Raw genomic sequence first — 26,571 nt, forward strand, 5'->3', positions numbered from 1 at the left:
TGAGCAGCGCAAGCCCTTGTCGGCCACCACCCGCTGCGGGAGGGTCCGAGGCCGTCCCGGTCTCCGGCGAAAGCACGCCCTAACGGCGGGCCGGCATGCGGACGGCGACTGCCGCCCCCAATAGGCAGATGAACGCCGTGACCAGGAACATCTCGGTGTACTCGGTGTGCAGCGCCGCCTGCACCAGCTCGGTGTACTCGGCCAGTTGCCGCCGGTACGTCGCCGCGTCCACGCCGAACGGCAGCGGCGTGTCCAGGTGGGCCGTCAGCGACTGGAACCGGTAGAAACCCCAGGCCGAGACGGCCGCGATGCCGACCAGCATGCCCATCATCCGCGCCACCACGACCGCGGCCGACGCCACGCCGTGCTGGTCGGGGCGGCTCACCCTGAGCACCGCCGACGACACCGGGGCGATCACCAGGCCCAGCCCCAGCCCGGCCAGCGCCAGCGTGAGATCGACCGTCAGGCCCGCGCCGGCCAGGTCGAGCGGCCAGCGGCTCATCAGCGCGTACCCCGCCGCCGCGGGGACCATGCCCGCCACCGCCACCACCCGGTCGCCCAGCCTGCGGGCCAGCAGCCCGCCAAGGAACGCGGCCACCGTCAGCGCCGCCAGGAACCTCGCCAGCACCAGCGACGCGCCCAGCTCGTCGGTGCCCAGCAGGGTCTGGGCGGTGATCGGCACGAACACCATGGTGACGAGCAGCGCCGCCCCCGCCAGAAAACTGACCCCGAGGGTGGCCAGCAGCGGCCCCTTACGGGCGCCGGTGAGATCGATCAGCCGTACGGGCGACCGCACCTCCCACCACACGAACCCCGCTCCGGCCACGACACTCGCCACGATCAGCGGGACCCCCCAGGGGGGCAGGACGGCGGCCGCCGGATCGGGGTTGTAAAGCCCGATCACAAGGAGCGCCAACGCCAACGCCAGCAACCCTCCACCCACAAGATCCACCCGCCCGCCCGTGGCAACGCCGCCGGGCGCGGCGCCCTCGGGAGTGGCGGAGGGGCGCGCGCCGGCAGCGGACGCGGGGGCCATGGAGAGCTCGGGGCGCGCATCCGCGCCGGCCTTGATGGCCCTGGTCGGGCCAGGTGGGAGGGTGAGGTGGATGGCGAGCGCGGCGAGGGCGGCCAGCGGGACGTTGATCCAGAAGATGGCGTGCCAGCCGCCCAGTTCCAGGCCCGCCACCACCGTGCTGGGGATGCCGGCCAGGAGGCCGCCGTACAGCGGGCCGAGGGCGCTGCCCAGTTCCTGGGCGGCGCCGACCGCGCCGAGGGCCACCGGGCGTTCGTGTTCGTCCCACAGGTCGCCGATCAGGGCCATGGTGATGGGCAGCAGGGCGCCGCCTGCCACGCCTTGCACCGTGCGGCCGGTCACCACCATGATCTCGCCGCTCGCCAACGCCGTCAGCACGGAGCCGAGGGCGAAGGCGGCCAGGCAGGCGTGGATGAGGGGGCGGCGGCCGTAGCGGTCGGAGAGCCGTCCGAGCAGGGGCATCGCGGCGACGTACCCGAGCAGGAAGCCCGTCACGATCGGGGTGGCGCGTTCGAGGTGGTTGAGCGGGATGCCGACGTCGCCGGCGATGGCGACCAGGACGGTCACCACCACGTACGCGTCCAGCGCCGCCAGCAGCACCACGGCCCCGCCCGCGCCGAGCACCACCCGGCGGGCGCGCCTCATAGGGCCCCCCTCATAGAGCCCGCCTCATAGGGCCCGCCTCACGTCCCGTCGCACGTGCGTCACCGCGCGGGCGGCTTGATCGTGACCGGCGCGTCGTAGTCGCTGAACGACACCGTCACCGTGCCGCCCTGCAACGGCAGGCTGGCCTTGGTGAGCCGGCTGCTGGCCTGGTCGATCCAGATCTTGCCGTTGACGCCCTGAGTGACGCCGGGGACGATCTGGCCCACGACGTTCGCGGGGAAGGTGGTGGCGACCCGGTAGGAGCCGTTCTCGACGGCCTCGACCTTGGGGTCGGTGCCGGAGGCGAGCAGCTGCGCGACGCCCTTGGTGGGCTCGAGGATGACCGACGGGTCGTAGATCTGCGCCAGCTGCTGCCGCGTCATCTTCTGGAACCCGCCGGTGGCGCCCTTGAAGTGCACGGTGTCGCCCACGACGGCGAAGGTGACCTCGAGGAGGTTGCCCAGCGCTTCGAGCGTGATCGTGCCGTCGGCGTCGCCCTCGGCCGTGAGCCGGCCGTCGGCCTTCTTCAGCGGCACGTCCGGCTTGCCCTCGGTCGCGATGGAGAAGCTGGCCGACTTGACGGTCTTCATGGCGTCGACGGCCTTCTTCATCACGTCGGGCCCGGCCGGCAGCTCTGGCCCCCCGCCGCCTGACGAGCACGCCGTCGCCAGCGCGAGGACCGCCACGATCAGTAGCTTTCTGAGCATGACCGGATGCTAGCGATCGGCGGGAGGGCGCGTGGCTCCTCGCGCATATCGGTTGGGTGTCAGCGCAGCTTCTTCAGGTGCTCGACGATCGGCGCGTACGCCGCCTCGATCGCCTCCAGCTGGTCGTCGGTGAGCCGGTCGACGAAGTGCTCGCGCACGCCCTTCACGTGGTAGGGGGCCACCCGCTGGATCGTCTCCCAGCCCTCGTCGGTCAGCACGGCGTAGGTGCCCCGCCGGTCGTCGCGGCAGTCTTCCCTGGTCACCAGCCCCTTGGCCTCCATGCGGGAGATCTGGTGTGACAGCCGGCTGCGCGACTGGATGGTGACGTCGGCCAGCTCGCTCATGCGCATGCGGCGCCCCGGGCTCTCGGAGAGGTTGACGAGGATCTCGTAGTCGTTGAGCGAGAGCGAGTGCGCGTGCAACTCGCGATCGAGCCGGTGCATGAGCAGCTTGTGCACCGCGAGGTGCGTGCGCCACGCACGCTGTTCGGCCGGGGACAGCCACCGGGGCTCGCGCATGATCCCCAATCTAGCGCACGTAAGGTGGAACGCTATGGGCGGGAAGTCGGGAGAGAGCCTGGGCACGGTGCTCGTGGCCGGCGCCGCCAACCTCGCCATCGCGCTGGCCAAGCTCGTCGCCGGGCTCATCGCCGGCTCGGCGGCCATGCTGTCGGAGGCGGCCCACTCCGCCGCCGACACCGTGACCGAGCTGCTGTTGCTGGTGGCCGTGCGCCGGTCGGGCAGGCCGGCCGACCGGCGGCATCCGTTCGGCCACGGCAAGTCGGGCTTCGTCTGGGCGATGATGGCGGCGGTGGCGACGCTGGTGGGCGGCGCCGGCTTCTCCATCACGCACGGCCTGCACGAGATGAGCCACGGCGAGGAGCTGTCGAACCTCGCCCCGTCGTACGTCGTGCTGGCCGCCGCGTTCGTGATCGAGGGTGTCTCGTTCCTCAAGGCGCTGTCGCAGCTGCGCCGCGAGGCCCGGCGGCACGACGTCAACCCGCTCCGGCTGGTGCGCGTGACGTCCGACACGGCGCTGAAGGCCGTGCTGTTCGAGGACGCCGCCGCGCTCGTGGGCCTGCTGATCGCCGCCGGCGGGCTGCTCGCCTCGCAGCTCACCGGCTCGGCGCTCTGGGACGGCGTCGCGTCCGTGATCATCGGCCTGCTCCTCCTGGTGGCCGCGCTCATTCTGATCGGCTCGAACCTGTCGCTGCTCATCGGCCAGGCCGCGCCCGAGGGCATGGAGGCCGGCATCAGGGCCGTGCTGCTGGAGCAGCCCGAGGTGGCCGACGTGGTGGAGCTGCTGACGATGGTGATCGGTCCTGGCGCGGTGCTGGTCGCCGCCAAGATCGATTTCCGGGACGAGGCGGGCGCCGCCGGTCTGGAGATCGCCTGTGACGAGGTGGATCGGCGGTTGCGGGATCGGTTCCCCGAGGTCGAGCAGGTGTTCCTCGACCCCACGCCCACGCGCCGCTGATCACTCCTCGGCGGGCTTGCCGTCCAGGTCGTACTGGTCCTCCGACGCCGCGCCCAGCACCGTCACCTCGTTGATCTTCCAGGTGCCCTTCTCCTTCACCAGGCTGATCTTGAGGTGCGAGTCCTTGACGGAACGGATCGCCTCCGAGGTGTTGACCTGCTGGTCGACGACCACGATGGCGTGGGCGGTGGCCTCGTCCACGCCGGCCAGGTAGACCTCGCGCACGGTCGCCTGGGAGGTGGCCTTGAGCTTGACGATGACCTGGGCCATCGCGCCGCCGAACGCCGCGTCGTACGTCGCCAGGAAGTCGCCCGTCGCCTGGGCGGCCAGCGTGGCGCGGGTGGTCTGCAGGTTCTGGTAGTCGTAGCTGAGCAGGGCCCGGCTGAACGCGCCCGCCGCGCCCGACACCTCCACCCGCAGCGCCCGCTCGGCCTCCAGCCGGGCGGTGGCCTCCTGGGCGCGGGTCGCCGAGACCCACTGCAGCACGGCGGTGGCCGCGACGGCGACCACCAGCATCGCGCCCAGCGCCCCGAGCAGCTTGGCCCGCGTGAACCCACCCCTCGAACGCGCGTCCTGCCCGGTCGTGGCGGGCGCCTCGGGTGAGGGGGCCGCCTCGGCGGCGGCCTCCGGTTCGGCGGGGGAGCCGGCACGAGCAGGGGCCGGCTCGGCCGAGCCGACGGGCTCAGGGACGGGCTCAGGGACGGGCTCAGTGGCGGGCTCAGTGGCGGGCTCGGAGGCGGGCAGGGGTGGGTCTTCCTGGGTGTCGGGGGCGGTCGGGTGCCGGGTGGTCATGGGGGCTCCTCATCGGCGGCGGGCGGCGCGGCCCGCCGCGGTCCAGCCCACGACGCCGCCGCCCGCCAGCACGGCGAGCATGATCGCGACGATCAGCGGGGCGTTGTCCAGGGGGTCGGAGGGCCCGGGGCCGCCGGTGGGGGCGGCGACGGGGTCCGAGGTGCGTGCGGAGGTCTTGCGCGGATCGGTTCCCGGGGTGTCCTGGGCCGAGGGACGTCCGGACGGCTCCGGGTCGGCGACCTCGCGGTACCGGTCGCCGGAGCGGCCGGGGCGCGGCTCGGGGTCACGGTCGGGGCAGGCGCGCAGCCGGGGCACGGTGGGCGGCCCGAGCGGCCCCGCGTACTCCTCGGCCGGCGTGGGCCCGCCGGGGACGCTGAACAGGAACTCGGCCCGCCCGTACACGGTGTCGCCGCGCCGGTCGCTGATGTCGTCGGCGAGGCTCAGCGCGGTCGGCACGCTGCTCAGCAGGTGGTGCACGTTCCGCTCGGTAGCGGCGGAGAAGGCGGGCCGGTGCGGCAGCCCGGCGGCGGTGAGCAGGCATGACATGCCCGGCCGCGAGGCCCGTACGGCCGCGTCGAGCTGCCCGAACACGCCGGGCCCGTGATCGAGGACGGCGTTGAGGTCCTTGCGGGAGGCCCGCAGCGTCGCGGTCACCGTGCTCAGGTCGGTGATGCCGGAGGCCAGCTCGCCCCGCTTGCCCGCCAGCGTGTGGGTGAGCCGGGTGAGCTGCACCGACAGGTCGTCCAGAACGTCGGCGTTGTCGGCCAGCGTGCCGGTCAGGGCGTGGGCGTCGTCGATGATGCGCCTGATGGCGGGCGCCCGCCCGTCGAGCGCGACGGCCAGCTCGTGCACGATGGTCTCGGCGTCCTCGGGCGGCACCGCGTTCAGCAGCTTGCCGACGCCCTCGAACAGCTTCTTGTAGTCGAGCGGCACGGCGGTCCTGGCCAGCGGGATCGTGTCGCCGGCCGCGAGCCTGGCGCCGGTGACGCCGGTGGCGGGCGGCGACAGCTCGACGTACGGCTCCCCGACGGCGGAGCGGCGCCGCACCTCGGCGGTGACGCCCTTCGGCAGCCTGATCTCCCTGTCGATGTCCAGCCCGACCACGATCTTCCCGGGCGCGAGCCGCACGTCGCCGATCTTCCCGACCCGTACGCCCAGGTAGGCGACGTCGAACCCGCGGATCAGCCCGGGAGAGGAGGCGAACTCGGCCGACACCCGGTACGGCCGCTCGACGGCGTCCAGCCGGATGATCGTGGTGAACGCCCACACCGTCATGACGATCCCCAGGGCCACGAAGAACCCGAGGTTGAGCGCGACCCGGTTCCTCATCGCGGCGGCTCCAGCAGCCGGCGGACGGCGTCCACGGTGTCGCGTACGGGCCGTCCTGGCTCGGGCAGCAGCACGCCGCGCAGCCACACGTACGTGAGCACCTGCCCGTTGACGGTGATCGGCGGCGCGTCGATGAACTTCTGCAACCTGGCCACCAGCCCCTTCAGGTCCTGTCCGCCGCGCTGCATGGCCGTGGAGATGCCCTCCAGCTCGCGCAGCAGAGTCCGCAGCCGGGCGGCGTGCCGCGGATAGACGGTGAGGTTGGCCTGCTCGGCCAGCCTGGTCAGGGCGGCCACGGCCTTCTTGACGTGCTTGCGGCCGTGGGCGAGCCGGTCGGTGGCGGCGGCCAGCGTGCCGGGCAGCCGGTCCAGCTCGCCGCTGCCCTCGGCCAGGTCGTCCCCGAGCCTCGCCAGGGCGTCGATGGAGGTGGCGAGGTCCTTCCTGGCGGCCGCGTAGGCGTCGGTGACCTCGGCGGTCTGCCTGATCAGCCGGTTGACCTCGTCGCCCTGCCCGGCGAAGGCGGTGGACGCGGCGTCCAGCACGGCGTTGACGTCCTGCGCGCCGAGCGCCTCGATGAGCGGCCCCGCCCTGGCGGTGACCTGCTCGATGTCCGGCTCGACCGAGGTCTCGGAGATGGTGGCGCCGTCCTTCATGTACGGCCCCGTGGTCAGGTCCTTGCCGGGCGGCGGGGTGAGCAGGACGTAGTTCTCGCCCAGCACGGAGGTCTTGGCCACGGTCGCGGTGCTGCCCGCGGGCACCCGGTGGGCCGACTGGACGGACATGGTGACCTTGGCACGGTAGCCCTCCAGGCGCACGTCGGTGACCGACCCGACGCGTACGTCAGCGATCTGCACGCTGTGCCCGGAGACCAGGCTCTGCACGTCGTCGAAGACCGCGTACAGGGTGAGGTCGCCGGTGGTGGCGCCGAGCGTGCGCAGCGAGCAGGCCGCCGTCACCGTCACCACGAGGACCAGGGCCAGGACGCGCCTCATCGGCCGCCTCCCCTGCGCTCGAAGGGGCAGTTGCTGAGCCCGGCGGGCAGGCACGGCACCTCGCCCAGGTTCAGGGAGTCGAACAGCGGCCGCAGCCACGCCCTGGTCATCGCGTTGAGCACGACGCGGATCTGCAGCACGTGCTGTTCGCGGTCCCAGGAGTCGATCAGCACGTCGGCGAAGTCGGCGGCGCCCTTGACCGCCCGCGCCATGGAGGCGCTGTTGGCCCTGACCGTCAGCACCAGCTCGGCCAGCGTCGTGGTGGCCTGGGGCAGGCGTTCCGCGTACTGCTCGATGATCACGTCGCCGCGCCGCACGAACCCCGCCATGGACGTGACGAACCCGCGCAGCCGCCGCCGCTCCTCGGCCAGCAGCGCGCTCGCCTCGGAGAAGGCGTCGATGGCGCCCGTCACCTGGCTCTCGCGCTCGTTGAGGCTGGTGGCCAGCTCGTTCAGGCCTTTGGCCAGCTCGACCAGCCGCTGGTCCTGCGCGGCGAGCACGCCGGTCAGCTCGGAGGTGCTGCTGATGGCGTCGCCGATGGTCTTCCCCCGTCCTCTGACGCCGTCGGCGAGGTCGCCCGCGACGCCGCCCAGCTTGCGGGAGTCGAGCGCCTCGGTCAGCTTGGTGAACGCGTCGAGCGCGTCGTCGATCTCCACCGGCAGGTCGGTGCGCTCCAGCGGGATCACCGCTCCCGGCGCGATGCGCCGGTCGCCCGGCTTCCACGGCGGGTAGAGCACGACGTTGCGCTCGCCGAGCGTGTTCTGCGGCGCGACCACGGCCTTGACGCCGGACGGCAGCGGCACGTGCGGGTCGATCCGCAGGTCCACCCGTACGCGGTCGCCGTCGATGCGGATGCGGTCCACGTAGCCGGCGTCGAGGCCCATGACCTTGACCCGCGCCTCCTCGTACAGGGCGGGCGCCTTGGCGAAGACGGCGCTCAGCCGGTACGGCTCCGCCCCGCCCACCGTGCACCCCGACGCGAGCAGCACCCAGGCCGAAAGCACCGCGGCGAGCCGCCTCATCGGTCGCCCCTCCTGTCCTTGGTCCTGTCCTTGGTCCTGTCCTTCGCCCTGTCCTTCGTCCTGTCCTTGGTGACGGCCGCCAGCACCTCGGGGTTGATCGGCCCGAGCCCGGTCGCGATCGCCTCCAGCCACGGCCCCTGGCCGCCCATCGTGGACAGCCCGGAGAACGTCGGCCCCGCCCAGGCCAGCAGCGTGTTCAGCCGCTCGTTGCCGGCGCTGAGCCGGGTGGTGATGGCGGCGTTGTCGTCGAGGACCTGGACGAGCGAGCGCTCGTGCTCCTTGATCAGGCGGGTGGTGCTGCGTACCAGGTCGCTGCCGTCGCCGAGCAGCGTGCGCAGCTCCTTCCTGCGCCTGCGCAGCTCCTCCAGCATCACCTCGACGGCGTCGATGAGCAGGCCGAGCTGGGCGTCCTTCTTCTTCAGCACGTCCATGACGCGGGCGCCGTTGTCGAGCAGCCGGCGCAGCTGCGGCTCGCTCCTGCTGACGGTGTCGGACAGGCCGCCGATGTCGTCGAGCAGCCGGGTGACGCGGCCGCGCTTGACGACGTCGAGCTTGCCCAGCTCGGTGAGCAGGTCGTCCACGGCCTTCGTGTCGAGGCGTTCGACCAGCCGGGTCGCGTCCTTGACGGCGTCGTTGACCAGCGTGGGGACGCCGGTGCGGGTCATCGGGACGCGCCGCCGCCCCTCTGGCAGCTCGTGCACGTACGGGGGCGAGACGGCTCCCGACAGCTTGACGTACCGGCCGCCGAGCAGGTTGGACAGGGCGATGTCGGCGCGGGTGCCGCGGCCGAGCCGGACGCCGTCGTCCGCCCGCCAGGTGACGATCACGTGGCCCTGCGCGTAGTCGGCGCGCACCTCGGTGACCTCGCCCACCCGTACGCCGGCCACCCGTACGTCGTTGCCGGTGCGCACCCCGCCTGAGTCGGCGAACACGCCCGACATGGTGTAGCCGCCCTCCAGCAGCCCCAGGTTGCCGACCAGGAACGTGGCCGCCAGCACCGCGGCGAGCGTGGCCAGCGACACCAGGCCGACGGCGTGCCGGCTGCGATCCCTGAAGGACTTGAGCGCCATCACGACCCCACCAGCAGCTTGCGCAGGTCCTTCTCGCTCTGCACCCGGGTGTTGCGCAGTGGCGGCGGGGTGCGCATGCCGTACGGGCAGGGCGCGGGCCCGAGCGCCAGGCAGGGGATCGCGGTCATGAAGTAGTGGCCCCGGTTGACCGACGAGTACGCCCGCTCGAACAACGGCGGGAAGGTGCCGACCGCCTGGTCGATGCTCCTGACGTTGCGCCTGATGCCGCCGGTCAGCCCCGACAGGTTGTCGACCAGGGAGCCCAGCTCGCCGGCGTTCTTGCCGAGCACCTCGTTCGTGGTGTGCATGGTCGCCGCCAGCTCCACCAGGGCGTCGTCCACCAGCTCGCGGTTGTCGGCGAACGACTCCGACAGCGTCACCAGGTTGTCCACCAGCCGCTCGATCTGCCTGTCGCGCCTGGCGACCACGTCGCTGACCGTGGCGTAGTCCTTCAGCAGCTGCTCGATGGTCTTCCTGCGCTGCTCGACCGTGGTGGTGATGGCGTGGACGTTGTCGAGCAGCCGCGGGATCGTGCGGTCGTTGCCCTTGAGCGACTTGGCGGCGGCGGTGAGCAGCCGGTTGATCTGGTCGGGGTCGAGGCTGCGGGTGAGCGGGCCGAGGTCGCTGATCAGCTCGCCGATGTCCACCACCGACGAGGTGCGGGCGATGCGCGCGCCGGCGGTGAGCCTGCCGGGCTCGGTGCCGGGCAGCAGGTAGACCACGCGCTGGCCGACGGCGTTGCGCCAGCGTACGGCCGCCTCGGTGTCGGGCGGCACGGTGATCGCCCGCTGCACCTCCAGCGTCACCTCGGCGCGGCCGTCCACGACCCTGATCGCCTCCACCTGGCCGACGGGCGCTCCTGCGATCTTCACCTGGTCGCCCTCGACCAGCCCCGACACGTCGTCGAAGACGGCGACGAGCCGGTAGCCGTCGCCGGTGCTCACCCGCGCGACCTGCACGCCGATGGCCGCGATCAGCGCCACGCACACGCCGACGAACAGCGCGGCGCGCAGCAGCGTCCAGCGGCGGCGGGCGATCTCCATCAGCGCCTCCCGTCGGTGGGGCCGCAGATGCCCACGACCAGCTCGCACACGTCGCCCGACAGGAACGCCTCCACCTGCAGCTGGCGGGTCCCTCCTGGTCCCGGCGCCTCGATCAGCTCGTTCAGCAGGTCGACCAGGGTGTTCAGGCCGCGTACGCCGTCGCCCGCCAGGCCGAGCTGGGCGTAGACGAGCGCGGCCACCCGCTCGCCCGAGTGCACTCCGGCCCGCAGGTTCCCCCTGTGCTTGGCCAGGCCGTGCGTGACCTGCCCGGAGACGGAGGTGACCTCCTGCAGCAGGGCCCGTACCTTGTCGGCCCGCCTGAGCAGGTCGGGGGTGATGACGTTGACGTCGGAGGAGATGGCGGCCAGCTCGTCGCCCTTGTCCGACAGGGCGGTGCCGAGCAGCGCGCCGTCGTGCAGGAACCGCCGGGCGCGGAAGCGCTGCCGGTGCGCGACCGACATGACCGTGCCGGCGTCGCCGATCAGCTCGCGCAGGTCCTCGCCCTGCCCCTCCAGGCCCTTGGCCAGGGTGTGCACGATGACCGTCACCTCGCGCGGATTCACGGCCTGCAGGCCCCGGTAGGCGTCGCCGAGCGTGTCGGACAGGTCGAGCGGGTCCTCGGTACGGGTGATGACGGCACCGGCCGCCAGGTACGGCCCGCGCGCCTCGCCCCGCCCCGGCCGCAGGTCCACGAACTTGGGCCCGAACACCGACGCGGGTTCCACCGACGCGGTCGCCGTGCGCGGCACCCTGATCGCGTCGTCCACGTGCATGGTGACCACCGCTCTGCCCTTGGCGTCGAGCGAGACGTCCGTCACCTCGCCCACGGTGATGCCGCGGATCTTCACCGGGGATCCGGCGTCGAGGCCCTGCCCGGCCCGGCCGAACACGGCGTCGTAGCGGGTGCCGGGGACCTCGGTGGCGGTGTGCACGGCGTACAGGACGGTTCCCGCCAGCACCACGAGCATGGCGAGCGCGACGCAGAGCCGGGTGGAGAGGGAGAGTTCGCTGCGGCCCACCGCGTCACCCCGTCAGCGGGATGTTGCCGCCGCCACCCCAGAACAGGTACGACAGCAACAGGTTGAGCAGCACGATCGTGACGATCGACTGGCGGATGGCCCGGCCGGCCGCCACCCCCACGCCCACCGGCCCGCCCGTGGCGTGGAACCCGTGGAAGCAGTGGATGACGATCACCGCGAACGCGAACACCGCGACCTTGGCGACGCTGAACACGATGTCGCTGACCGGCAGATACAGGTAGAAGTAGTAGTCGTAGACGCCCGGCGCCAGCCCGAACAGCATGGTGCACATCAGCCGGGTGGCGAAGAAGCTGGCGAACAACGCGATCAGGTAGATCGGCACCAGCGCCAGCAGCGCCGCCACGACTCGGGTGCAGATCAGGTAGGTGAAGGCGTTGATGCCCATCACCTCCAGCGCGTCGATCTCCTCCGAGATCCGCATCGCGCCCAGCTCCGCCGTGAACGACGAGCCGACCTGCGCCGCCAGCGCCGTCGCCGCGATGATCGGAGTGATCTCGCGGACGTTGGCGAAGCTGCCCACCAGGCCCATGAACGACTCCGCGCCGATGGCCTGCAACCCCTGGTAGCCCTGCAGCCCCACGGTCGCGCCCACGACGAAGGCCATCGTGAACACCACGAAGATCATGCCGCCACCGATGACCGTCGCGCCGACGCCCACCACCACGTCGCTGACCTGCCGTAACACGACCCTGCCGTATTTGAGGCGAAGCACGACGTCGCGGACGCAGTAGAACAGCACCCTGCCCACGAACAGCGGCCAGTCGGACAGGGACGCGAAGCGCTCGGCGGCCCGCAACGCCGCCGTCACAGCGACCTCGGCGGGTAGGCCAGGAAGTACACCGCGGAGATGACGTAGTTGAAGGTGAAGACCAGCATGAAGGTCACCACGGTCGACTGGTTGACCGCCCGTCCCACCCCGACCGGGCTGGTCGCGCACGTCATGCCCTTGTAGCAGGCCACCCCCGCGGCGATGAACCCGAAGATCCACGCCTTGAGCAGCGTCACGTACAGGTCGGACGCCACCACCAGCGACAGCGCCCCGTCGAAGTACGCGCCAGGCGTGACGCCCTGCACGACCACGTTGAAGAAGTAGCCGCCGGCCGCGCCCGCCACGATGACCAGCGGGCACAGGCACACCGCGATCGTGCTCGCCGCCCACATGCGCGGCGTGACCAGCCGGTGGATGGGGTTGACCGACATGACCTCCATCGCGCTCAGCTCGTCGCGGATGTGGCGGGCCCCGATGTCGGAGGTCATGGCGCTGCCGCCGGCCCCGGCGATCAGCAGCGCGCTGGCCAGCGGCGCCACCTCGCGGATGAGGCCGACGAAGACCGCGCTGCCGGTGGCCGACCCGGCGCCGAGCTGCCGGGCCAGCTCGCCCACCTGTAACGCGACGGTGGCGCCGAGCGGCAGGGAGACCAGCAGCACGGGGACGCTGGTGACGCGGGCCAGGAACCAGCACTGGTCGACGAACTCCCAGAACCAGCGCCTGACGTCCCAGCTGCGGCGCAGGCCCTCCAGCACGATGACGAACAGCTCACCGACCTGGCCGAGGGCCGCGCCGGCCCGGCGCCCGACGTACCCGGACCAGGCCATCACCACCTCCGCCGCCTACGGATTGGCAACCCTACTGACGGGTTGTCCAGTAGTCGATGCTCCGGTGAGAATTTGCGGAAAAGGTATGAGAGCCCGGCTCGGACTTGTCAGCCACGCACGAAACGTGCGCGTTCCACTACAGAAGCGTGCCCATCCACGACTCGATCTCGTCGGGGTGGCGGGGCAGGCCGCCCGACAGCAGCTCCGCGCCGTCGGCGGTGATCACCAGGTCGTCCTCGATGCGCACGCCGATGCCGCGCAGCTCCTCCGGCAGCGTCAGGTCGTCCGGCTGGAGGTACAGACCGGGCTCGACGGTCAGCACCTGGCCCTCCTCCAGCACGCCGTCCAGATAGACCTCGGCCCGCGACTTCGCGCAGTCGTGCACGTCGAGGCCCAGCATGTGGCCGCTGCTGCAGAGCGTGTAGCGGCGGTAGAGGCCGGTCTCCAGCAGCGTGTCGGCCGGCTCCTTCAGCAGGCCCCAGTCGCGCAGCCCTTCGCAGACGACGCGCATGGCCGCCAGGTGGAAGTCGCGGAAGCGGGCGCCGGGCCGCAGCGTCGCGATGGCCGCCGTCTGGGCCTCGTAGACCAGCTCGTACACCTGCCGCTGCACCGCGCTGAACCGGCCCGACAGCGGGAAGGTGCGGGTGACGTCGGCCGTGTAGAGCGTGTCCGACTCGACGCCGGCGTCCATCAGCAGCAGGTCGTCGCGGCGCAGCGGGCCGTCGTTGCGGATCCAGTGCAGCACGCAGGCGTGCGAGCCGGACGCCACGATGCTGTCGTAGCCGACCGCGTTGCCCTCCAGGCGGGCCCGCAGCCCGAACACGCCTTCCAGGTACCGCTCGCCGCGCCGGTGGCCCATCGCCTGGGGGAGGGCGCGCACGACGTCCTCGAAGCCGCGCACGGTCGCGTCCACCGCCGAACGCAGCTCGCCCACCTCCCACTCGTCCTTGATCAGCCGCAGCTCCGACAGGAACGACTCCAGCTCCGCGTCGCCGCCGCCCCGCTCGACCCGGGCGTCCACCGACGCGTCCACCCCGCGCAGCACCCGCGCCGGGCCCTTCAGATCGAGGTCGCGGATGTGGGCGCACTCCACCTGGTACAGCTCGGCCGCCTCCGCCAGGTCGGGACGCGGTCCCGCCCAGAACTCGCCGTAGCGGCGGTCCCGGTAGAACTCCTGGCCCTCCTCGCGCGGGGCGCGCGGCCTGACGTACAGGACGGCCTCGCCGGACGGCTCGATCACCAGCACGTCGTCCGACTCGCCCGCCCCCGTCAGGTACGCGTACGCGCTGTGCGGACGGAACCGGTAGTCGCTGTCGTTGCTGCGCACCTTCAGCGTGCCCGCCGGGATCACCAGCCGCTCGCCGGGGAAGCGCTGGGCCAGCGCGGCCCGCCGCTTGGCCGCCCACGGCGCGATCGGCAGGGGCGCGATGCCGGCCCGGCGCTCGCCCGCCCACCCCGTCCGCATGAACGCGGCCAGCTCGTCGGTGACAGGCAGATCATGGCTGCCGGTGTTGAGCACCTCGGTCATTTTCACGGTCCCTGAGTGACATGTTGGAGTTCGTACGCAGGCAGCCTACGGGACCGCTTGACTCCGTCCCCACACGCTTGTTTGCTCTGGACGCGGGCCTGGAACACTGAGGGACAGAGGTGATGCACATGCTCATCGGTACGATCCTCCGGAACAAGGGCAGCCACGTGACCTGCGTGTCACCGGCCGCCACCGTGCGCGAGCTGCTCGCGGAGCTGGCCGAGCACAACATCGGGGCGGTGGTCGTCTCCTCCGACGGCGTCACCATCGAGGGCATCGTCTCCGAGCGCGACGTCGTACGCCGGCTGCACGACCGCGGCGCCTCGATCCTCGACGCCCCGGTGTCCTCGATCATGACGACCGAGGTGACCACGGTGGGGCCCGGCGAGAACGTCGAGTCGCTGCGCCGTACGATGACCAACCAGCGCTTCCGCCACATGCCCGTCGTCGACGGCGGCCGGCTGATCGGCATCGTCAGCATCGGCGACGTCGTCAAGAGCGCCATCGAGGAGCTGGAGACGGAGAAGGCGTCGCTGGTCGACTACCTGCACCGCTGACCCGGGCCGACTGACTACGTGGGTTGACAGGGGTGGCACGCTGGGTCCGTGATGTACGGGCCACCTCCCCCTGACTACCCGCAATATCCGCGCGCGACGAGCAGCCCGCCGATCATCGTGCTCGTCTCGGGGCTGGCCGCGCTGCTGGGGTTCCTGCTGGGAGTGTCCGTCGGATTCGGGGCCGGGTCCACGTCGCCGTCGTCGGGGGACGAGCCCGCGCCCAGGGTGACGGTGACGGTCGAGTCGAGCCCGTCTGCTCCGGTGGAGAGCAGCGCTCCCGTGCAGCCCGTCCCCACTGATCCGGCGCAGCCCGTCCCCACCGGCCCCGCGCAGACCGTCCCCACCGGCCCTGCCCAGACCACGCCTGCCCAGACCCCGCCTGCTCAGACCCCGCCCGCCCAGAGCGTGCCGAGTCAGACGCAACCGGGCGGCGGGACCCGCACCAACCCCATGTCCCTGCGCACCCTCCACGTCGGCACCGACATCCAGCCCGGCACCTACCGCACCACCGGCCCGGCCGCCGGGTTCACCATGTGCTACTGGGCCCGGCTGCGCAGCGCGAGCGGCGACGTGATCGCGGCCGGCATGCCGACGGGCGCCGCCACCGTCACCGTCCAGCCCACGGACAAGGCCTTCCAGACCGGCGGCTGCGCGGAGTGGACGAAGTCGTGACGGGGGTGTTGGCACTGGTAGGGCGAGCGTAGGAGGATGCGCACAGCCCTACCAAGGAGGAAGACATGTCGGTGTTGCAGAGCTTCGTGGACAGCGTGCGCAGCGGGGCGATCGAGGTGATCGACCTGACCGCGCCCCTCACCGCGGAGACGCCGATCCTCCAGCTGCCCGAGCCGTTCGCCAACACGATCCCGTTCCGGCTTGAGGAGATCAGCCGCTACGACGACCGCGGCCCGGCGTGGTACTGGAACGACATCCACACAGGCGAGCACACGGGCACCCACTTCGACGCCCCCGTCCACTGGGTCACCGCCCGCGACGGCCAGGACGTCTCCCAGGTGCCCGCCCGCAACCTCATCGCGCCCGCCGTCGTGCTCGACTTCGCCGCCGAGGCGTCGAAGGACCCCGACTTCCTCCTCCAGATCGACCACGTGAAGGAGTGGGAACGCGCCAACGGCCCGCTCCCCGAGGGCGGCTGGCTGCTCTACCGCACCGGCTGGGACGCCCGCTCCGCCGACCAGGCCGCCTTCCTCAACGCCGACGAGAACGGCCCGCACACGCCCGGCATCTCCTCCGAGTGCGCGCAGTGGCTGGCCGCCGAGACGCCCATCCAGGGCATCGGCGTCGAGACCGTCGGCACCGACGCGGGCGCCGCCCACTCCTTCGACCCGCCCTTCCCCTGCCACTCCTTCCTGCTGGGCGCCGGGAAATACGGCCTCACCCAGCTCCGCAACATCGACCGGCTGCCCGTCACCGGCGCCGTCGTGGTCGCACCGCCGCTGCCCATCGTCGGCGGCTCGGGCAGCCCCGTCCGCGTGCTCGCCCTGGTGGAACGTTGATCGTCGCCGAGGCCGTCGGCCGCGCCCTGGCCGCCTGCGGGGCCGGGACGGTCTTCGGGGTGGTCGGCAGCGGCAACTTCCACGTCACCAACGCCCTCGTGGCGGCCGGGGCGCGCTTCGTCGCCGCCCGCCACGAGGGCGGGGCCGCCACCATGGCCGACGCCTACGCCAGGATGAGCGGCCGGCCCGGCATCGTCACGGTGCACCAGGGGCCCGGGCTCACCAACGCGCTCACCGGCATCACCGAGGCGGCCAAGAGCCGCACTCCGATGGTCGTGCTGGCCGGCGAGACCACCGAGGCGCAGTCCAACTTCCACATCGACCAGGCGGCGCTGGCCACGGCGGTGGGCGCGGTGCCGATGCGCGTCACGAGCGCGGACGAGGCCGTCGCGCAGGCGGTGCGGGCGTACCGGGTGGCGGCGGGGGAGCGGCGTACGGTGCTGCTCAACCTGCCGCTCGACGTCCAGTCCGCCCCTCACACCGGTGCGGTCGAGGTGCCCGCCGGGTCTCAGACGTCCTCGGCGGAGGCCGGGGCGGTTCAGCTGCCCGCTTCGTCCGGGGAGACCTCGGCGGAGGTCGGTGCGTCTCACGTCTCCTCGGCGGAGGCCGCGGCGGGCGAGCTGGCCACGGCGCTGGAGGCGGCCGAGCGGCCGGTGTTCATCGCCGGCCGCGGCGCCCGGCACGCCAGGCGCGAGCTGGAGGCGCTGGCCGAGCGCACGGGGGCGCTGCTCGCCACCTCGGCCGTGGCCAGGGGCCTGTTCCGGGGCAGCCCGTGGGACCTCGACGTCTCCGGCGGCTTCGCCACCCCGCTGGCCGCCGAGCTGATCCGCGGGGCCGACCTCGTCGTCGGCTGGGGCTGCGCGCTCAACATGTGGACCACCCGCCACGGGTCCCTCGTCTCGCCCGGCACCCGGGTGGCGAAGGTCGATCTCGAACCCGCCGCGCTCAAGACCCACGTACCCGCCGACGTCGGCGTGGTGGGCGACGTGGCCCAGGTCGCCGCCGCGCTGGCGGGCGTCCTTCCGGCGAAGGCCGGTTACCGTACGCCTGAGCTGGCCGGCCGGATCCGGGCCGAGGGGCGGTGGCGGGCGGTGCCGTACGAGGACGGCGGCGACGGCGGCCGCATCGACCCCAGGACGCTCACCATCGGCCTGGACGACCTGCTGCCTCCCGAGCGCATCGTGTCCATCGACTCCGGCAACTTCATGGGCTATCCGTCGATGTTCATGGACGTGCCGGACGAGAACGGGTTCTGCTTCACTCAGGCGTTCCAGTCGGTCGGGCTCGGCCTCGCCACCGCCATCGGCGCCGCGCTGGCCCGCCCCGACCGGCTCCCGGTCGCCGCGCTCGGCGACGGCGGCTTCCTCATGGGGATCGCCGAACTGGAGACCGTGGTGCGGCTGGGGCTGCCGATGGTGATCGTCGTGTACGACGACGAGGCGTACGGCGCCGAGGTCCACCACTTCGGCCCGCACGACCACCCGCTCGGCACGGTCACCTTCCCACCCGCCGACCTGGCCGCCATCGCCCGCGGCCACGGCCTCGCCGCCGTGACCGTCACCCGGCGCGAGGACCTGGCAGACGTCTCGACCTGGCTCTCCGGCCCCCGGGACCGCCCGCTCCTGATCCACGCCAAGGTGACCCGCGACCGCGGCTCCTGGTGGCTGGAGGAGGCCTTCAAGGGCCACTGACACCGGGGTGGGCGCGGGACTCCTCGATCGGGGTGAGCCCGCGTCCGCCGTCAGGATTTGCGGTAGGTGCGGGCCTCCTGGGCTGCGGCGAGCCTGTCGGCCGGGGGGTGAGCCCGCGTCCGCCGTCAGAATTTGCGGTAGGCGCGGGCCTCCTCGGCCGCGGCGAGCACGTCGGTCAGGGATGAGCCCGCGCCCGCCGTCACCGCAGCCGCGATCGCCCCCTCCAGGAACGGTACGTCGGCCACCACCGCCCGGCACTCCTCGGCCACCAGCCGGGCGGTCAGCACGGAGCTGCCGATGTCGGGGATGAGCAGCACCCCGCGCCCCCTGTCGACGCTGCGCACCGCCGCCTCGACGACGTCCACGCTGGTGCCGAGCCCGCCGTCGGCCGTCCCGCCGGCCGCCGCCAGCGGCACGTCCTCGCCCGCGATGCCCCGGGCCAGCGCCACCGCCTCGGCCGCCAGCCCGGCACTGTGCGAGACCAGCACCACGCCCACCATCACAGAGCCCCGCCGCCCAACGATCGCACCGCCTCCCCGGCCCCCCGCCGTGTGCCGGCGTCCCACCGCTCCCCGGCATCATGCCGTGAGGGGGCGCTTGCGGTGCTCATTCCACCACGCTCGCCAGCGCCTCCAGCAGCAGGGCCGCGGAGGCCGCGCCAGGGTCCTCGTGGCCGATGCTGCGCGGACCCAGGTAGCTGGCCCGGCCTCTCTTCGCCTGCATCGGGATCGTCGACTTGGCCCCCTCCCTGGCCGCGTGCGCCGCCTGCTCGACGGCCCGGCGTACGCCGACGCCGTCGCGTACGGCCAGGGACAGGGCGCGGGAGGCGGGCGCGAGCGCGTCCACCATCGTCTTGTCGCCCAGCGCGGCCTTGCCCAGCCGCTCGACCGCCACCACGCCCTCCTCGAACGCCGCCGCGAACCCCGCCAGCGTCACCGGCGACTCGTGCAGCGCCCTGCCCATCTGCCGGAAGATCGACCCGTACAGCGGCCCGGCCGCGCCCCCGACGCGGCGGATCAGGGTCACGCCCGCCGTCGTCAGCACCTCGGCGGCCGAGCCGGGCGGGTCGTCGGCCAGCGCCTTGCAGACCTCGGAGAAGCCGCGGTCGAGGTTGGTGCCGTGGTCGGCGTCGCCGATCGCCGCGTCCAGCCTGGTCAGGCGGTCGCGTTCGCGGCGGATCAGCCTGGCGCTCTCCTCGAACCAGGCCACGAACAGGTCGGTGTCCATCATCGCCCCCAGCGCAGCCCCGGCGTCTCGACCGGTGCGTCCCATAGGCGGGTCAGCGTCTCGTCCAGCAGGCAGATGGTGACCGAGAAGCCCTGCATGTCCAGGCTCGTCACGTAGTTGCCCACCAGCGAGCGCGTCACCCGCGCCCCCTTGCCCTTGATGTACGCCGCCACCTCGGCGAACACCACGTACAGCTCCGACAGCGGCGTCCCGCCCATGCCGTTGACCATGACCAGCAGGTCGCCTCGCAGCGGCAGGTCACCGTGGATCGCGTCCATCGCCACGTCCGCCAGTTCCCGCGCCGGCGCCAGCGGCACCCGTCTGCGCCCCGGCTCGCCGTGGATGCCGATGCCCAGCTCCACCTCGGTCTCCGGCAGGTCGAAGATGGGCTTGCCGGCGGCGGGCGGTGTACAGGAGGTCAGGGCGATGCCGAACGAGCGGCTGCGCTGGTTGACCTCCGTCGCCACCGCGGCGACCTCGCCCAGCGGCGCGCCCTCCTCCGCGAGCGCCCCGGCGATCTTCTCCACGAACAGCGTCGCGCCCGTGCCGCGCCGGCCCGCCGTGTAGAGCGAGTCCTCGACGGCGACGTCGTCGTTCACCAGCACGGTCGCCACCTCGATGCCCTCGACCACGTCGGCCGCCATCTCGAAGTTCAGCACGTCGCCGGTGTAGTTCTTGACGATGTGCAGCACTCCTGCACCGCCGTCCGCGCCCATGGTGGCCGCGATGATCGGGTCGGGCACCGGCGCGGTGAAGATCTCGCCGCAGCAGGCGGCGTCGAGCATGCCGTAACCGACGAACCCCGCGTGCAGCGGCTCGTGCCCCGAACCGCCACCCGACACCAGGCCCACCTTGCCGGGCCGCGGCCCCTCCGCGCGGTAGACGACCTTGTCGCGGACCCGCAGCGAGGGGTGGGCCGCGACCATGCCGTTCAGCGCGTCGTCAACGACGGAACCAGCCGTGTTGATGAGCTTCTTCATGGTCAAAACATCTGCCCGTTTTCACGACCGCGCAAGCGTCATGACCTGGGCGGGGTGGATGTCGTCTACAGCCCCTACGATCCGGCCGTCAACGACGAGCCCTACCCCGTCTACGCCAGGATGCGCGCGGAAGCACCGCTCCACCACAACCCCGGCCTCGGCTTCTGGGCGCTGTCCCGGCACGCCGACGCCTCCGCCGCGCCGATCGACAGCGAGCTATCGACGAGAGCGGCATCCGCAGGACCGCGCACGGCAACGTGAGGGGGATGGTCAGCCTCCCCACGTCCGTCAAACCCGCCTGAGTAGGTTACCGTCTGCTCATGGCTGAGATCGTGTACCCGCCGGTGATCGCCGCCGCGCGGACCCTCTTTCGCTTGCTCGACATCCGCTTCCACATGGAGGGGACCGAGCACGTGCCGCGGTCGGGGGGAGCGGTGCTGGTCAGCAACCACATCAGCTACCTCGACTTCATCTTCGCCGGGTTCGCCGCGTTGCCGTCGAAGCGCCTGGTGCGGTTCATGGCCAAGCAGGACGTGTTCGAGCACCGCATCTCCGGGCCGCTGATGCGCGGCATGCACCACATCCCGGTCGACCGGGGCGCGGGGGCCGGCTCGTACGCCACCGCCCTGCGCATGCTCAAGGCCGGCGAAGTCGTCGGTGTGTTCGCCGAAGCCACGATCAGCCGCTCCTTCACCGTCAAAGAGATCAAGAACGGCGCCATCCGCATGGCCCAGGCCACCGGCACCCCCATCATCCCCGTCGGGATGTGGGGCAGCCAGCGCCTGTGGACCAAGGGCCGTCCCCGCAAGCTGCTGCAGCGGCACGTCCCGATGACCATCCTGGTGGGCGAGCCGATGTACCCCAAGCGCGGCGAGAACGTCAACGACCACGTCGCCGACCTGCACGGCCGCCTGTCGGAGCTGGTGGACAAGGCCCAGCGCACCTACCCGGAGGTGCCCCCCGGCGTCTGGTGGCAACCCGCCCACCTGGGCGGCACCGCCCCCACCCCGGAGGAAGCAGAGGCCATGGACGCCGCAGAGGCCGAGGCCCGCGCCAACAAGGAAACCTGACGCCCGCGGTTGCGCCCACGTCCACCCACCCCCGCCTCGGCCACGGCAATCGGGCCGAGGCACCGCCATATCCGCGCCACCCTGGCACCTGGGAAGGAGACGACTGACTGCCCACACCGCACCGTCGACTCAGCGGGCCCTGGTCAGTGGCCTCGGCCGCGAATCTCCGGGCCGAGGCGTTGGTGGCTTCGGGTCAGATGGCGGCCTGGTAGGTGCTGGCGCGCATGCCGGCCAGGAGGCCTGCCGTCTGGTCCAGGCTGAAGCGGCGGATCGGGTCGTGGTGGAGGAGGCCCTCGATCAGGGGGCGCATGACGCCGGCGCGGCGCGGTGGCGGATAGGGGCCGCTGCGGGCCATGCCGAGCACCGTGGCGGCGTCCTGGCCCGGGTAGGGCGGCTGGCCCTCGATGGCGCTGTAGAGGGTGGCGCCGAAGGACCACATGTCGGCCTCCTTGCTGGCCGGCCCTCCATGCAGCCGCTCGGGCGCCATGAACGCCGGGGTGCCGCGCAGCCGCCGCGAGGTGGTCATGCGGATGTCGCCCTCGGCGGTCGCTATGCCGAAGTCGGTGAGCACCACCCGGTCGCCCGTCAGCATGACGTTGGCGGGCTTGACGTCTCGATGCAGCACCCCCGCCTCATGGGCGGTGCGCAGCGCCGCGAGCAGGTGCTGGCCGATGGCCGCCACCGACTGCGCGGGCAGTGTGCCCACCTGTGAGAGCAACTGGTGCAATGAGAGCCCGTCGAGGTATTCCATCACGATCCAGAGCTTGCCGCTCTCCTCGATCAGGTCGTGCACCGTGACGATGTTGGGGTGCGTCAGCCCGGCGGCCATCCTGGCCTCGCGGAGCACCCTGCGGCGCACCATCTCGACCTCGCCGGTAAGGGTCAGCTCTTTGAGCGCCACCGTACGGTGGAGGAGCTGATCGAACGCCCTCCAGACGACTCCCATACCCCCACGACCGGCCTCCTCGTTCAGGAGGTACCGTCCGCCGATCTCCCGCATACCATCCCCTCAAGCTCGGGGATAATCATGTCACCTCGGCACAGGCTCTAGGGTGCCTAACGTGATCCGGATATGTCGGAAAGTGTAGGTGCGCTGGTCAGAGGCTCAGAAATTTGATCTGACAAAGCGCGCCACAACAGCCCGACAGTGAACAAACATACTCCAGTCGCGCCGGTGAGGACGGCAGGAAGCCCGGCGAACTCGGCCACGACGCCCCCGAGCGCCGCCCCCAGCGGCATCGCGCCCGGGGGAGCGGTGGTCGGGCGTGTGGTCGTGCACTTCGATGTGTTGCCCATCGGGGCGGTGCAGGAAGGCTGAGCGTCTGTCGCGCGATGGCGGCCCAGGGCGAGCGTCTATCGCGATGGAGGCCCAAGGTGAGCGTCTGTCGCGCGACGGCGGCCCCAGGCGATCGCCGATGGCGGTGTCAGGGGGTTTGGGTCAGGAGGTGGAGGGCGCGGTCGGGGATGCCGTCCGGGGCCGTCCGGAGGCTGCCGGCGGTGAACGGGGGCTCGGGGTCGTACTCGATGGCCAGCTGGACGCTCTGTGCGGTTTCCTCGTCCACGGCCTTGCCCACCAGTGTGAGGGCCATGTCGATGCCGGCCGACACCCCCGCCGCCGTCACGATCTTGCCCGTGTGCACCACCCGGGTGCCGACGGGTTCGGCGCCGTACTGCTTGAGGAGGTCGAGGAGGGCCCAGTGGCTGGTGGCGGGCAGACCCTCCAGGAGGCCGGCGGCGCCGAGCAGGAGCGAGCCGGTGCACACCGACGTGGTCCACCGGGTGTGCTCGTGGGCCTGCCTGATCCAGTTCACCAGGGCCTGGTCGGAAAGGGCGTCCAGGGTGCCGGTGCCGCCGGGGACCATGATGACGTCGGGGGCGGGCACCTCCTCGTACGAGGCGGTGGCGGCGAGCATGAACGTGCCGAAGTCGTCGGAGACGGGCCCGCGGGCGGCGGCGACGAGCGTGACGGTGCAGCCGGGCACCATGGAAAGGACCGTGTACGGCCCCGCCACGTCCAGTGCGGTGAAGCGGGGATAGAGCGGGATGGCCACGTGCATGACGAGTTACCTCTCCTTCGACTGGAACCGGCGCCGATGGTCGCCGGGTGGGATCCGCCGGTGCCGCCTGAAGACGCGGGAGAAGTGCCGCCGGCTCATGCCGGCCCGCGCGGCGAGCGCGGGCACGCTGAGGTCGGGGGCCGGGTTCGCGTCGATGTAGCCCTGCGGCTCCCTGAGCGGCTCGCTGCGCGGCGTCAGCGCCCGCATGGCGGTGCTGAACTGGCTCTGCCCGCCCGGCCTGTGCAGACAGACCACGAGGCCGCGTGCGACGTTCTGGCCGGGCCGTGGTCGCGCGTGACGAGGCCCGTTCCCCGCCGTGACGTGCCCGCCGGAGACCGGCCCCACCTCGACCTGATAGGCGTCGCGGCGGATCAGGGTCGCGGTGCCGAAGACGTCGGCCGGCCCGGCCATGTCGAGCAGCGGGAAACCGGGGAAGACGACGATGAGGACTCGTCGCTGCATGCCTTCCATGCTGGTCGCGGCCGGCGGATGGCGTCAATGACACGCTCATTGCAGATCGTGCCACCCGGAAGAGGCCGAGAGCCCCCCGGGGCAGGACCGGGAGGCTCTCGGCGGCGACGGGCTGTGGAGAGGTCAGCCCATGTGCGGGTAACGGTGGTCGGTCGGCGGCACGAACGTCTCCTTGATCGCGCGGGCGCTCACCCACCGCGTCAGGTTGAAGATCGAGCCCGCCTTGTCGTTGGTGCCGGAGGCCCGGCCGCCGCCGAACGGCTGCTGGCCCACGACGGCGCCGGTCGGCTTGTCGTTGACGTAGAAGTTGCCGGCCGCGAAGCGCAGCCGCTCGGAGGCGGCGGCGATCGCGTAGCGGTCCTCGGCCACGATCGAGCCGGTCAGCGCGTACGGAGCGATGCCCTCCATCTGGTCGAGCACCCTGTCGTAGTCGCCGTCGTCGTAGACGTGCACGCCGAGGATCGGCCCGAAGTACTCCTTGACGAAGATCTCGTCGGCCGGGTCGGCGCACTCCAGGATGGTCGGCTTGACGAAGTAGCCGGTGGAGTCGTCGTACGAGCCGGTGAGCACGTCGATGTTCGAGGCCGACCGCGCCCGGTCGATGGCCTCCTTGTGCTTGGCGAAGGCCCGCGCGTCGATGACCGCGCCCATGAACGTCGACAGGTCGCCCGCCACGTCGCCCACGGTCAGCGACTCGGCGGTGGCGACGAAGTCGTCACGCATGCGGTTCCAGACCGAGCGCGGCACGTACGCACGCGACGCCGCCGAGCACTTCTGCCCCTGGTACTCGAAGGCGCCCCTGATCAGCGCGGTCGAGAGCACGGCCGGGTCGGCGGAGGGGTGCGCGAGCACGAAGTCCTTGCCGCCGGTCTCGCCGACGAGCCGCGGGTAGCCGTGGTAGCCGGCGATGTTCTCGCCGACGGTCCGCCACAGGTGCTGGAACGTCGCGGTGGAGCCGGTGAAGTGGATGCCGGCCAGCGCGGGGTGGGTCAGCGCCACCTCGGAGACGGCCTGCCCGTTGCCGGTGACCAGGTTGATCACGCCGGGAGGCAGCCCGGCGGCCTCCAGCAGCCGCATCGTGAAGTGCGCGGCGAACTGCTGGGTGGGCGACGGCTTCCAGACGACGACATTGCCCATCAAAGCCGCAGAAGTCGGCAGATTTCCGGCGATGGCGGTGAAGTTGAACGGCGTGATCGCCAGCACGAACCCCTCAAGGGGCCGGTACTCCATCCTGTTCCACACACCGGGCGACGAGATCGGCTGGTCGGCGTAGAGCTGCCGCGCGTACGAGACGTTGAACCGCAGGAAGTCGATCAGCTCGCAGGCCGCGTCGATCTCCGCCTGCTGCACCGACTTCGACTGCCCGAGCACGGTCGCCGCGTTCAGCGTGGCCCGCCAGGGCCCGGACAGCAGGTCGGCCGCCCGCAGGAAGATCGCTGCCCGCTCGTCGAACGACAGGGCCCGCCACGACGGCGCCGCCGCCAGCGCGGCGTCGATGGCGTCCTTCACGTCCTGGGCCGTAGCGTCGTTGGTACGGCCCAGGACGGAGCCATGGTTGTGCGGCTGCACCACGTCGATGGGCGCGCCGCCGCCGAGGCGCTGCTCGCCGCCGATGGTCATGGTCAGGTCGGCCTGGGAACCGGCCAGCTCCTTGATGCGGTCCTCCAGCGCGGCCCGCTCGGCGCTGCCGGGCGCGTAGCCGTAGACGCGCTCGTTCGCGGGCACGGGGACGTTGCTGATGGCATCCATTTACTTACCCCCAAGGGCACGAAGGAAGAAGGCGACGTTGGCGGGGCGCTCGGCCAGGCGGCGCATGAAGTAGCCGTACCAGTCGTCGCCGTAGGGGACGTAGACGCGGACCGTGTGACCCGCTCCCGCCAGGGACTCCTGCAGGTCGGTCCTGATTCCGTAGAGCATCTGGAACTCGTGGTCGCCGATCGTCCGCCCGAACCGGTCGGCGAGCAGCTCCGTGATCGCGATCATGCGATCGTCGTGCGTCGCCACCATGGGGTAACCCTTCCCCGCCATGAGGATCCGCAGGCATCGCACGTACGCCTTGTCCACGGCGGACCTGCCCTGGTGGGCGACGGAGGCGGGCTCGCGGTAGGCGCCCTTGACCAGCCGTACGCGTGAGCCCTCCGCGGCGAGGTCCCTGCAGTCCTGCTCGCTCCTGAACAGGTACGCCTGGATCGCCACCCCGGTGCCCGGATAGTCCTCGCGCAGCTTGCGCAGGATCGTCAGCGTGGAGTCGACCGTGGTGTGGTCCTCCATGTCGAGCGTCACGGTGGAGCCGTTCGCCGCGGCGGCGGCGCAGATCTCGCGGGCGTGCTCCAGCGCCATCGACTCGTCGAGCCGCTGCCCGACCGCCGACAGCTTGACCGACACCTCACCCCGCGAGCCGAGCCCGAGCGGCCTGACGGCCTGCAGCAGCGTGATGTACGCGTCGGCGACCGCCTCGGCGGCCCGCGCGTCCAGCGTCTCCTCGCCCAGGTGGTCGACGGTCACGGCGAGTTTGGCGTCGCGCAGCCGTTCGATGGCGTCACGGGCCTGCCCGACGCTCTCGCCCGCGACGAACCGCTCCACGACCCTCTTGGTGAGCGGGAAGCCTGACACGGAACGGCGGACGAGCCCGCTCCGCGAAGCGGCGAGCAGCAGTTGACCCAGCATGCTTCAAGTGTAAAAAGCCAGCTCAGCGGGGGCCATCGACGCGCGTAACGCCCGGTGTGGGAGGCTG

The 26,571-nt window shown here is 71.9% G+C and carries 28 protein-coding genes; 7 read left to right on the forward strand and 21 right to left on the reverse strand.

The window, feature by feature from the left end; all coding sequences use genetic code 11:
- Window positions 1-79: 79 nt before the first annotated feature.
- Genes ABZW11_RS25215 through ABZW11_RS25225 form a run of 3 tightly spaced genes read right to left on the reverse strand, consistent with a single transcriptional unit; the run spans window position 80 to window position 2,903 of the window.
- Window positions 80-1,678 carry an MFS transporter gene (locus ABZW11_RS25215; RefSeq protein ID WP_355421488.1) on the reverse strand — a complete coding sequence of 533 codons (1,599 nt, stop codon included), beginning with the start codon at window positions 1,676-1,678 and terminating at the stop codon, window positions 80-82.
- Window positions 1,679-1,737: 59 nt separating this feature from the next.
- Window positions 1,738-2,385, reverse strand: coding sequence for an LppX_LprAFG lipoprotein (locus ABZW11_RS25220; RefSeq protein ID WP_355421491.1), 648 nt, complete (start codon window positions 2,383-2,385; stop codon window positions 1,738-1,740).
- A gap of 59 nt (window positions 2,386-2,444) precedes the next feature.
- Window positions 2,445-2,903 carry a MarR family transcriptional regulator gene (locus ABZW11_RS25225; RefSeq protein ID WP_355421494.1) on the reverse strand — a complete coding sequence of 153 codons (459 nt, stop codon included), beginning with the start codon at window positions 2,901-2,903 and terminating at the stop codon, window positions 2,445-2,447.
- Between the two features lie 34 nt (window positions 2,904-2,937).
- On the opposite strand from ABZW11_RS25225, the gene ABZW11_RS25230 reads away from it, so the two are divergent.
- Window positions 2,938-3,861, forward strand: a complete 924-nt coding sequence (locus ABZW11_RS25230; protein WP_355421497.1) for a cation diffusion facilitator family transporter — start codon at window positions 2,938-2,940, stop codon at window positions 3,859-3,861.
- On the opposite strand, the gene ABZW11_RS25235 is transcribed toward ABZW11_RS25230, so the two are convergent.
- From ABZW11_RS25235 to ABZW11_RS25280, 10 genes are all read right to left on the reverse strand, one after another.
- Window positions 3,862-4,653 carry a hypothetical protein gene (locus ABZW11_RS25235; protein ID WP_355421500.1) on the reverse strand — a complete coding sequence of 264 codons (792 nt, stop codon included), beginning with the start codon at window positions 4,651-4,653 and terminating at the stop codon, window positions 3,862-3,864.
- A 9-nt stretch (window positions 4,654-4,662) separates the two neighbouring features.
- Window positions 4,663-5,982 (reverse strand): MCE family protein, encoded by a 1,320-nt coding sequence (locus tag ABZW11_RS25240; RefSeq protein WP_355421502.1) that lies wholly within the window; start codon window positions 5,980-5,982, stop codon window positions 4,663-4,665.
- The gene (locus ABZW11_RS25245; protein WP_355421505.1) at window positions 5,979-6,974 is read right to left on the reverse strand and encodes an MCE family protein; all 996 of its coding nucleotides are present in this window, start codon (window positions 6,972-6,974) and stop codon (window positions 5,979-5,981) included. The genes ABZW11_RS25240 and ABZW11_RS25245 overlap by 4 nt, the downstream gene beginning before the upstream one ends.
- Window positions 6,971-7,996: an MCE family protein gene (locus ABZW11_RS25250; RefSeq protein WP_355421508.1), complete on the reverse strand. Its 1,026-nt coding sequence runs from the start codon at window positions 7,994-7,996 to the stop codon at window positions 6,971-6,973. Before ABZW11_RS25250 ends, ABZW11_RS25245 begins: the two co-directional genes overlap by 4 nt.
- Window positions 7,993-9,066, reverse strand: a complete 1,074-nt coding sequence (locus tag ABZW11_RS25255; RefSeq protein WP_355421511.1) for an MCE family protein — start codon at window positions 9,064-9,066, stop codon at window positions 7,993-7,995. The genes ABZW11_RS25250 and ABZW11_RS25255 overlap by 4 nt, the downstream gene beginning before the upstream one ends.
- Window positions 9,066-10,109 (reverse strand): MlaD family protein, encoded by a 1,044-nt coding sequence (locus tag ABZW11_RS25260; protein WP_355421514.1) that lies wholly within the window; start codon window positions 10,107-10,109, stop codon window positions 9,066-9,068. The genes ABZW11_RS25255 and ABZW11_RS25260 overlap by 1 nt, the downstream gene beginning before the upstream one ends.
- Window positions 10,109-11,128 carry an MlaD family protein gene (locus ABZW11_RS25265; RefSeq protein WP_355421517.1) on the reverse strand — a complete coding sequence of 340 codons (1,020 nt, stop codon included), beginning with the start codon at window positions 11,126-11,128 and terminating at the stop codon, window positions 10,109-10,111. The genes ABZW11_RS25260 and ABZW11_RS25265 overlap by 1 nt, the downstream gene beginning before the upstream one ends.
- 4 nt (window positions 11,129-11,132) lie before the next feature.
- Window positions 11,133-11,957 (reverse strand): ABC transporter permease, encoded by an 825-nt coding sequence (locus ABZW11_RS25270; protein ID WP_355421520.1) that lies wholly within the window; start codon window positions 11,955-11,957, stop codon window positions 11,133-11,135.
- Complete coding sequence (locus ABZW11_RS25275) at window positions 11,954-12,745, reverse strand: ABC transporter permease (RefSeq protein WP_355421523.1); 792 nt, start codon at window positions 12,743-12,745, stop codon at window positions 11,954-11,956. The genes ABZW11_RS25270 and ABZW11_RS25275 overlap by 4 nt, the downstream gene beginning before the upstream one ends.
- 136 nt (window positions 12,746-12,881) lie before the next feature.
- The gene (locus ABZW11_RS25280) at window positions 12,882-14,273 is read right to left on the reverse strand and encodes an aminopeptidase P family protein (protein ID WP_355421526.1); all 1,392 of its coding nucleotides are present in this window, start codon (window positions 14,271-14,273) and stop codon (window positions 12,882-12,884) included.
- 128 nt (window positions 14,274-14,401) lie between these two features.
- Here ABZW11_RS25280 and ABZW11_RS25285 point away from each other — a divergent pair, with 128 nt between their 5' ends.
- The 4 genes from ABZW11_RS25285 to ABZW11_RS25300 all read left to right on the forward strand — a co-directional run bounded on the left by ABZW11_RS25285 (window position 14,402) and on the right by ABZW11_RS25300 (window position 18,032).
- Complete coding sequence (locus ABZW11_RS25285; protein WP_355421529.1) at window positions 14,402-14,830, forward strand: CBS domain-containing protein; 429 nt, start codon at window positions 14,402-14,404, stop codon at window positions 14,828-14,830.
- Window positions 14,831-14,878: 48 nt separating this feature from the next.
- Window positions 14,879-15,502, forward strand: a complete 624-nt coding sequence (locus ABZW11_RS25290) for a hypothetical protein (RefSeq protein WP_355421532.1) — start codon at window positions 14,879-14,881, stop codon at window positions 15,500-15,502.
- Between the two features lie 65 nt (window positions 15,503-15,567).
- Window positions 15,568-16,341 carry a cyclase family protein gene (locus ABZW11_RS25295; RefSeq protein ID WP_355421535.1) on the forward strand — a complete coding sequence of 258 codons (774 nt, stop codon included), beginning with the start codon at window positions 15,568-15,570 and terminating at the stop codon, window positions 16,339-16,341.
- Window positions 16,338-18,032: a thiamine pyrophosphate-binding protein gene (locus tag ABZW11_RS25300; protein WP_355421538.1), complete on the forward strand. Its 1,695-nt coding sequence runs from the start codon at window positions 16,338-16,340 to the stop codon at window positions 18,030-18,032. The genes ABZW11_RS25295 and ABZW11_RS25300 overlap by 4 nt, the downstream gene beginning before the upstream one ends.
- A 125-nt stretch (window positions 18,033-18,157) precedes the next feature.
- Here ABZW11_RS25300 and ABZW11_RS25305 read toward each other — a convergent pair whose 3' ends face one another.
- From ABZW11_RS25305 to dhaK, 3 genes are all read right to left on the reverse strand, one after another.
- Entirely contained in the window at window positions 18,158-18,520 is a 363-nt protein-coding gene (locus tag ABZW11_RS25305; RefSeq protein WP_355421540.1) for a phosphoenolpyruvate--protein phosphotransferase, read from the reverse strand.
- Between the two features lie 118 nt (window positions 18,521-18,638).
- A complete protein-coding gene (gene dhaL, locus ABZW11_RS25310; protein WP_355421543.1) occupies window positions 18,639-19,262 on the reverse strand; it encodes a dihydroxyacetone kinase subunit DhaL in 624 nt (207 codons plus the stop codon).
- Window positions 19,259-20,239 (reverse strand): dihydroxyacetone kinase subunit DhaK, encoded by a 981-nt coding sequence (dhaK, locus tag ABZW11_RS25315; protein WP_355421546.1) that lies wholly within the window; start codon window positions 20,237-20,239, stop codon window positions 19,259-19,261. The genes dhaL and dhaK overlap by 4 nt, the downstream gene beginning before the upstream one ends.
- A 54-nt stretch (window positions 20,240-20,293) precedes the next feature.
- Here dhaK and ABZW11_RS25320 point away from each other — a divergent pair, with 54 nt between their 5' ends.
- Window positions 20,294-20,500, forward strand: coding sequence for a hypothetical protein (locus tag ABZW11_RS25320; protein WP_355421549.1), 207 nt, complete (start codon window positions 20,294-20,296; stop codon window positions 20,498-20,500).
- A gap of 59 nt (window positions 20,501-20,559) precedes the next feature.
- On the forward strand, window positions 20,560-21,309 hold the full coding sequence (locus ABZW11_RS25325) for a lysophospholipid acyltransferase family protein (RefSeq protein WP_355421552.1): 750 nt from the start codon (window positions 20,560-20,562) through the stop codon (window positions 21,307-21,309).
- 193 nt (window positions 21,310-21,502) lie between these two features.
- Here the strand turns inward: ABZW11_RS25325 and ABZW11_RS25330 are convergent, their stop codons facing one another.
- The 5 genes from ABZW11_RS25330 to ABZW11_RS25350 all read right to left on the reverse strand — a co-directional run bounded on the left by ABZW11_RS25330 (window position 21,503) and on the right by ABZW11_RS25350 (window position 26,504).
- Window positions 21,503-22,309, reverse strand: coding sequence for a serine/threonine-protein kinase (locus tag ABZW11_RS25330; RefSeq protein ID WP_355421554.1), 807 nt, complete (start codon window positions 22,307-22,309; stop codon window positions 21,503-21,505).
- Between the two features lie 424 nt (window positions 22,310-22,733).
- A complete protein-coding gene (locus ABZW11_RS25335; protein ID WP_355421556.1) occupies window positions 22,734-23,366 on the reverse strand; it encodes a DJ-1/PfpI family protein in 633 nt (210 codons plus the stop codon).
- A gap of 6 nt (window positions 23,367-23,372) precedes the next feature.
- A complete protein-coding gene (locus ABZW11_RS25340) occupies window positions 23,373-23,828 on the reverse strand; it encodes a hypothetical protein (protein ID WP_355421559.1) in 456 nt (151 codons plus the stop codon).
- Window positions 23,829-23,960: 132 nt separating this feature from the next.
- Window positions 23,961-25,586, reverse strand: a complete 1,626-nt coding sequence (pruA, locus tag ABZW11_RS25345) for an L-glutamate gamma-semialdehyde dehydrogenase (RefSeq protein WP_355421562.1) — start codon at window positions 25,584-25,586, stop codon at window positions 23,961-23,963.
- Window positions 25,587-26,504, reverse strand: coding sequence for a proline dehydrogenase family protein (locus tag ABZW11_RS25350; RefSeq protein ID WP_355421565.1), 918 nt, complete (start codon window positions 26,502-26,504; stop codon window positions 25,587-25,589).
- Window positions 26,505-26,571: the final 67 nt, after the last annotated feature.

Source organism: Nonomuraea sp. NPDC004580, from assembly GCF_040609855.1.
GTDB classification, from domain to species: Bacteria; Actinomycetota; Actinomycetes; order Streptosporangiales; family Streptosporangiaceae; genus Nonomuraea; species Nonomuraea salmonea.

What these genes read in the sequence shown, in the direction of transcription:
- ABZW11_RS25275 (WP_355421523.1), bottom strand. Translation starts at nt 12,745, where the DNA reads ATGGCCTGGTCCGGGTACGTCGGGCGCCGGGCCGGCGCGGCCCTCGGC.
- ABZW11_RS25220 (WP_355421491.1), bottom strand. Translation starts at nt 2,385, where the DNA reads ATGCTCAGAAAGCTACTGATCGTGGCGGTCCTCGCGCTGGCGACGGCG.
- ABZW11_RS25245 (WP_355421505.1), bottom strand. Translation starts at nt 6,974, where the DNA reads ATGAGGCGCGTCCTGGCCCTGGTCCTCGTGGTGACGGTGACGGCGGCC.
- ABZW11_RS25215 (WP_355421488.1), bottom strand. Translation starts at nt 1,678, where the DNA reads ATGAGGCGCGCCCGCCGGGTGGTGCTCGGCGCGGGCGGGGCCGTGGTG.
- ABZW11_RS25235 (WP_355421500.1), bottom strand. Translation starts at nt 4,653, where the DNA reads ATGACCACCCGGCACCCGACCGCCCCCGACACCCAGGAAGACCCACCC.
- ABZW11_RS25250 (WP_355421508.1), bottom strand. Translation starts at nt 7,996, where the DNA reads ATGAGGCGGCTCGCCGCGGTGCTTTCGGCCTGGGTGCTGCTCGCGTCG.
- ABZW11_RS25340 (WP_355421559.1), bottom strand. Translation starts at nt 23,828, where the DNA reads ATGCAGCGACGAGTCCTCATCGTCGTCTTCCCCGGTTTCCCGCTGCTC.
- ABZW11_RS25260 (WP_355421514.1), bottom strand. Translation starts at nt 10,109, where the DNA reads ATGGAGATCGCCCGCCGCCGCTGGACGCTGCTGCGCGCCGCGCTGTTC.
- ABZW11_RS25230 (WP_355421497.1), top strand. Translation starts at nt 2,938, where the DNA reads ATGGGCGGGAAGTCGGGAGAGAGCCTGGGCACGGTGCTCGTGGCCGGC.
- ABZW11_RS25325 (WP_355421552.1), top strand. Translation starts at nt 20,560, where the DNA reads ATGGCTGAGATCGTGTACCCGCCGGTGATCGCCGCCGCGCGGACCCTC.
- ABZW11_RS25240 (WP_355421502.1), bottom strand. Translation starts at nt 5,982, where the DNA reads ATGAGGAACCGGGTCGCGCTCAACCTCGGGTTCTTCGTGGCCCTGGGG.
- dhaK (WP_355421546.1), bottom strand. Translation starts at nt 20,239, where the DNA reads ATGAAGAAGCTCATCAACACGGCTGGTTCCGTCGTTGACGACGCGCTG.
- ABZW11_RS25255 (WP_355421511.1), bottom strand. Translation starts at nt 9,066, where the DNA reads ATGGCGCTCAAGTCCTTCAGGGATCGCAGCCGGCACGCCGTCGGCCTG.
- dhaL (WP_355421543.1), bottom strand. Translation starts at nt 19,262, where the DNA reads ATGATGGACACCGACCTGTTCGTGGCCTGGTTCGAGGAGAGCGCCAGG.
- ABZW11_RS25295 (WP_355421535.1), top strand. Translation starts at nt 15,568, where the DNA reads ATGTCGGTGTTGCAGAGCTTCGTGGACAGCGTGCGCAGCGGGGCGATC.
- ABZW11_RS25335 (WP_355421556.1), bottom strand. Translation starts at nt 23,366, where the DNA reads ATGCACGTGGCCATCCCGCTCTATCCCCGCTTCACCGCACTGGACGTG.
- ABZW11_RS25285 (WP_355421529.1), top strand. Translation starts at nt 14,402, where the DNA reads ATGCTCATCGGTACGATCCTCCGGAACAAGGGCAGCCACGTGACCTGC.
- pruA (WP_355421562.1), bottom strand. Translation starts at nt 25,586, where the DNA reads ATGGATGCCATCAGCAACGTCCCCGTGCCCGCGAACGAGCGCGTCTAC.
- ABZW11_RS25225 (WP_355421494.1), bottom strand. Translation starts at nt 2,903, where the DNA reads ATGCGCGAGCCCCGGTGGCTGTCCCCGGCCGAACAGCGTGCGTGGCGC.
- ABZW11_RS25330 (WP_355421554.1), bottom strand. Translation starts at nt 22,309, where the DNA reads ATGCGGGAGATCGGCGGACGGTACCTCCTGAACGAGGAGGCCGGTCGT.
- ABZW11_RS25280 (WP_355421526.1), bottom strand. Translation starts at nt 14,273, where the DNA reads ATGACCGAGGTGCTCAACACCGGCAGCCATGATCTGCCTGTCACCGAC.
- ABZW11_RS25350 (WP_355421565.1), bottom strand. Translation starts at nt 26,504, where the DNA reads ATGCTGGGTCAACTGCTGCTCGCCGCTTCGCGGAGCGGGCTCGTCCGC.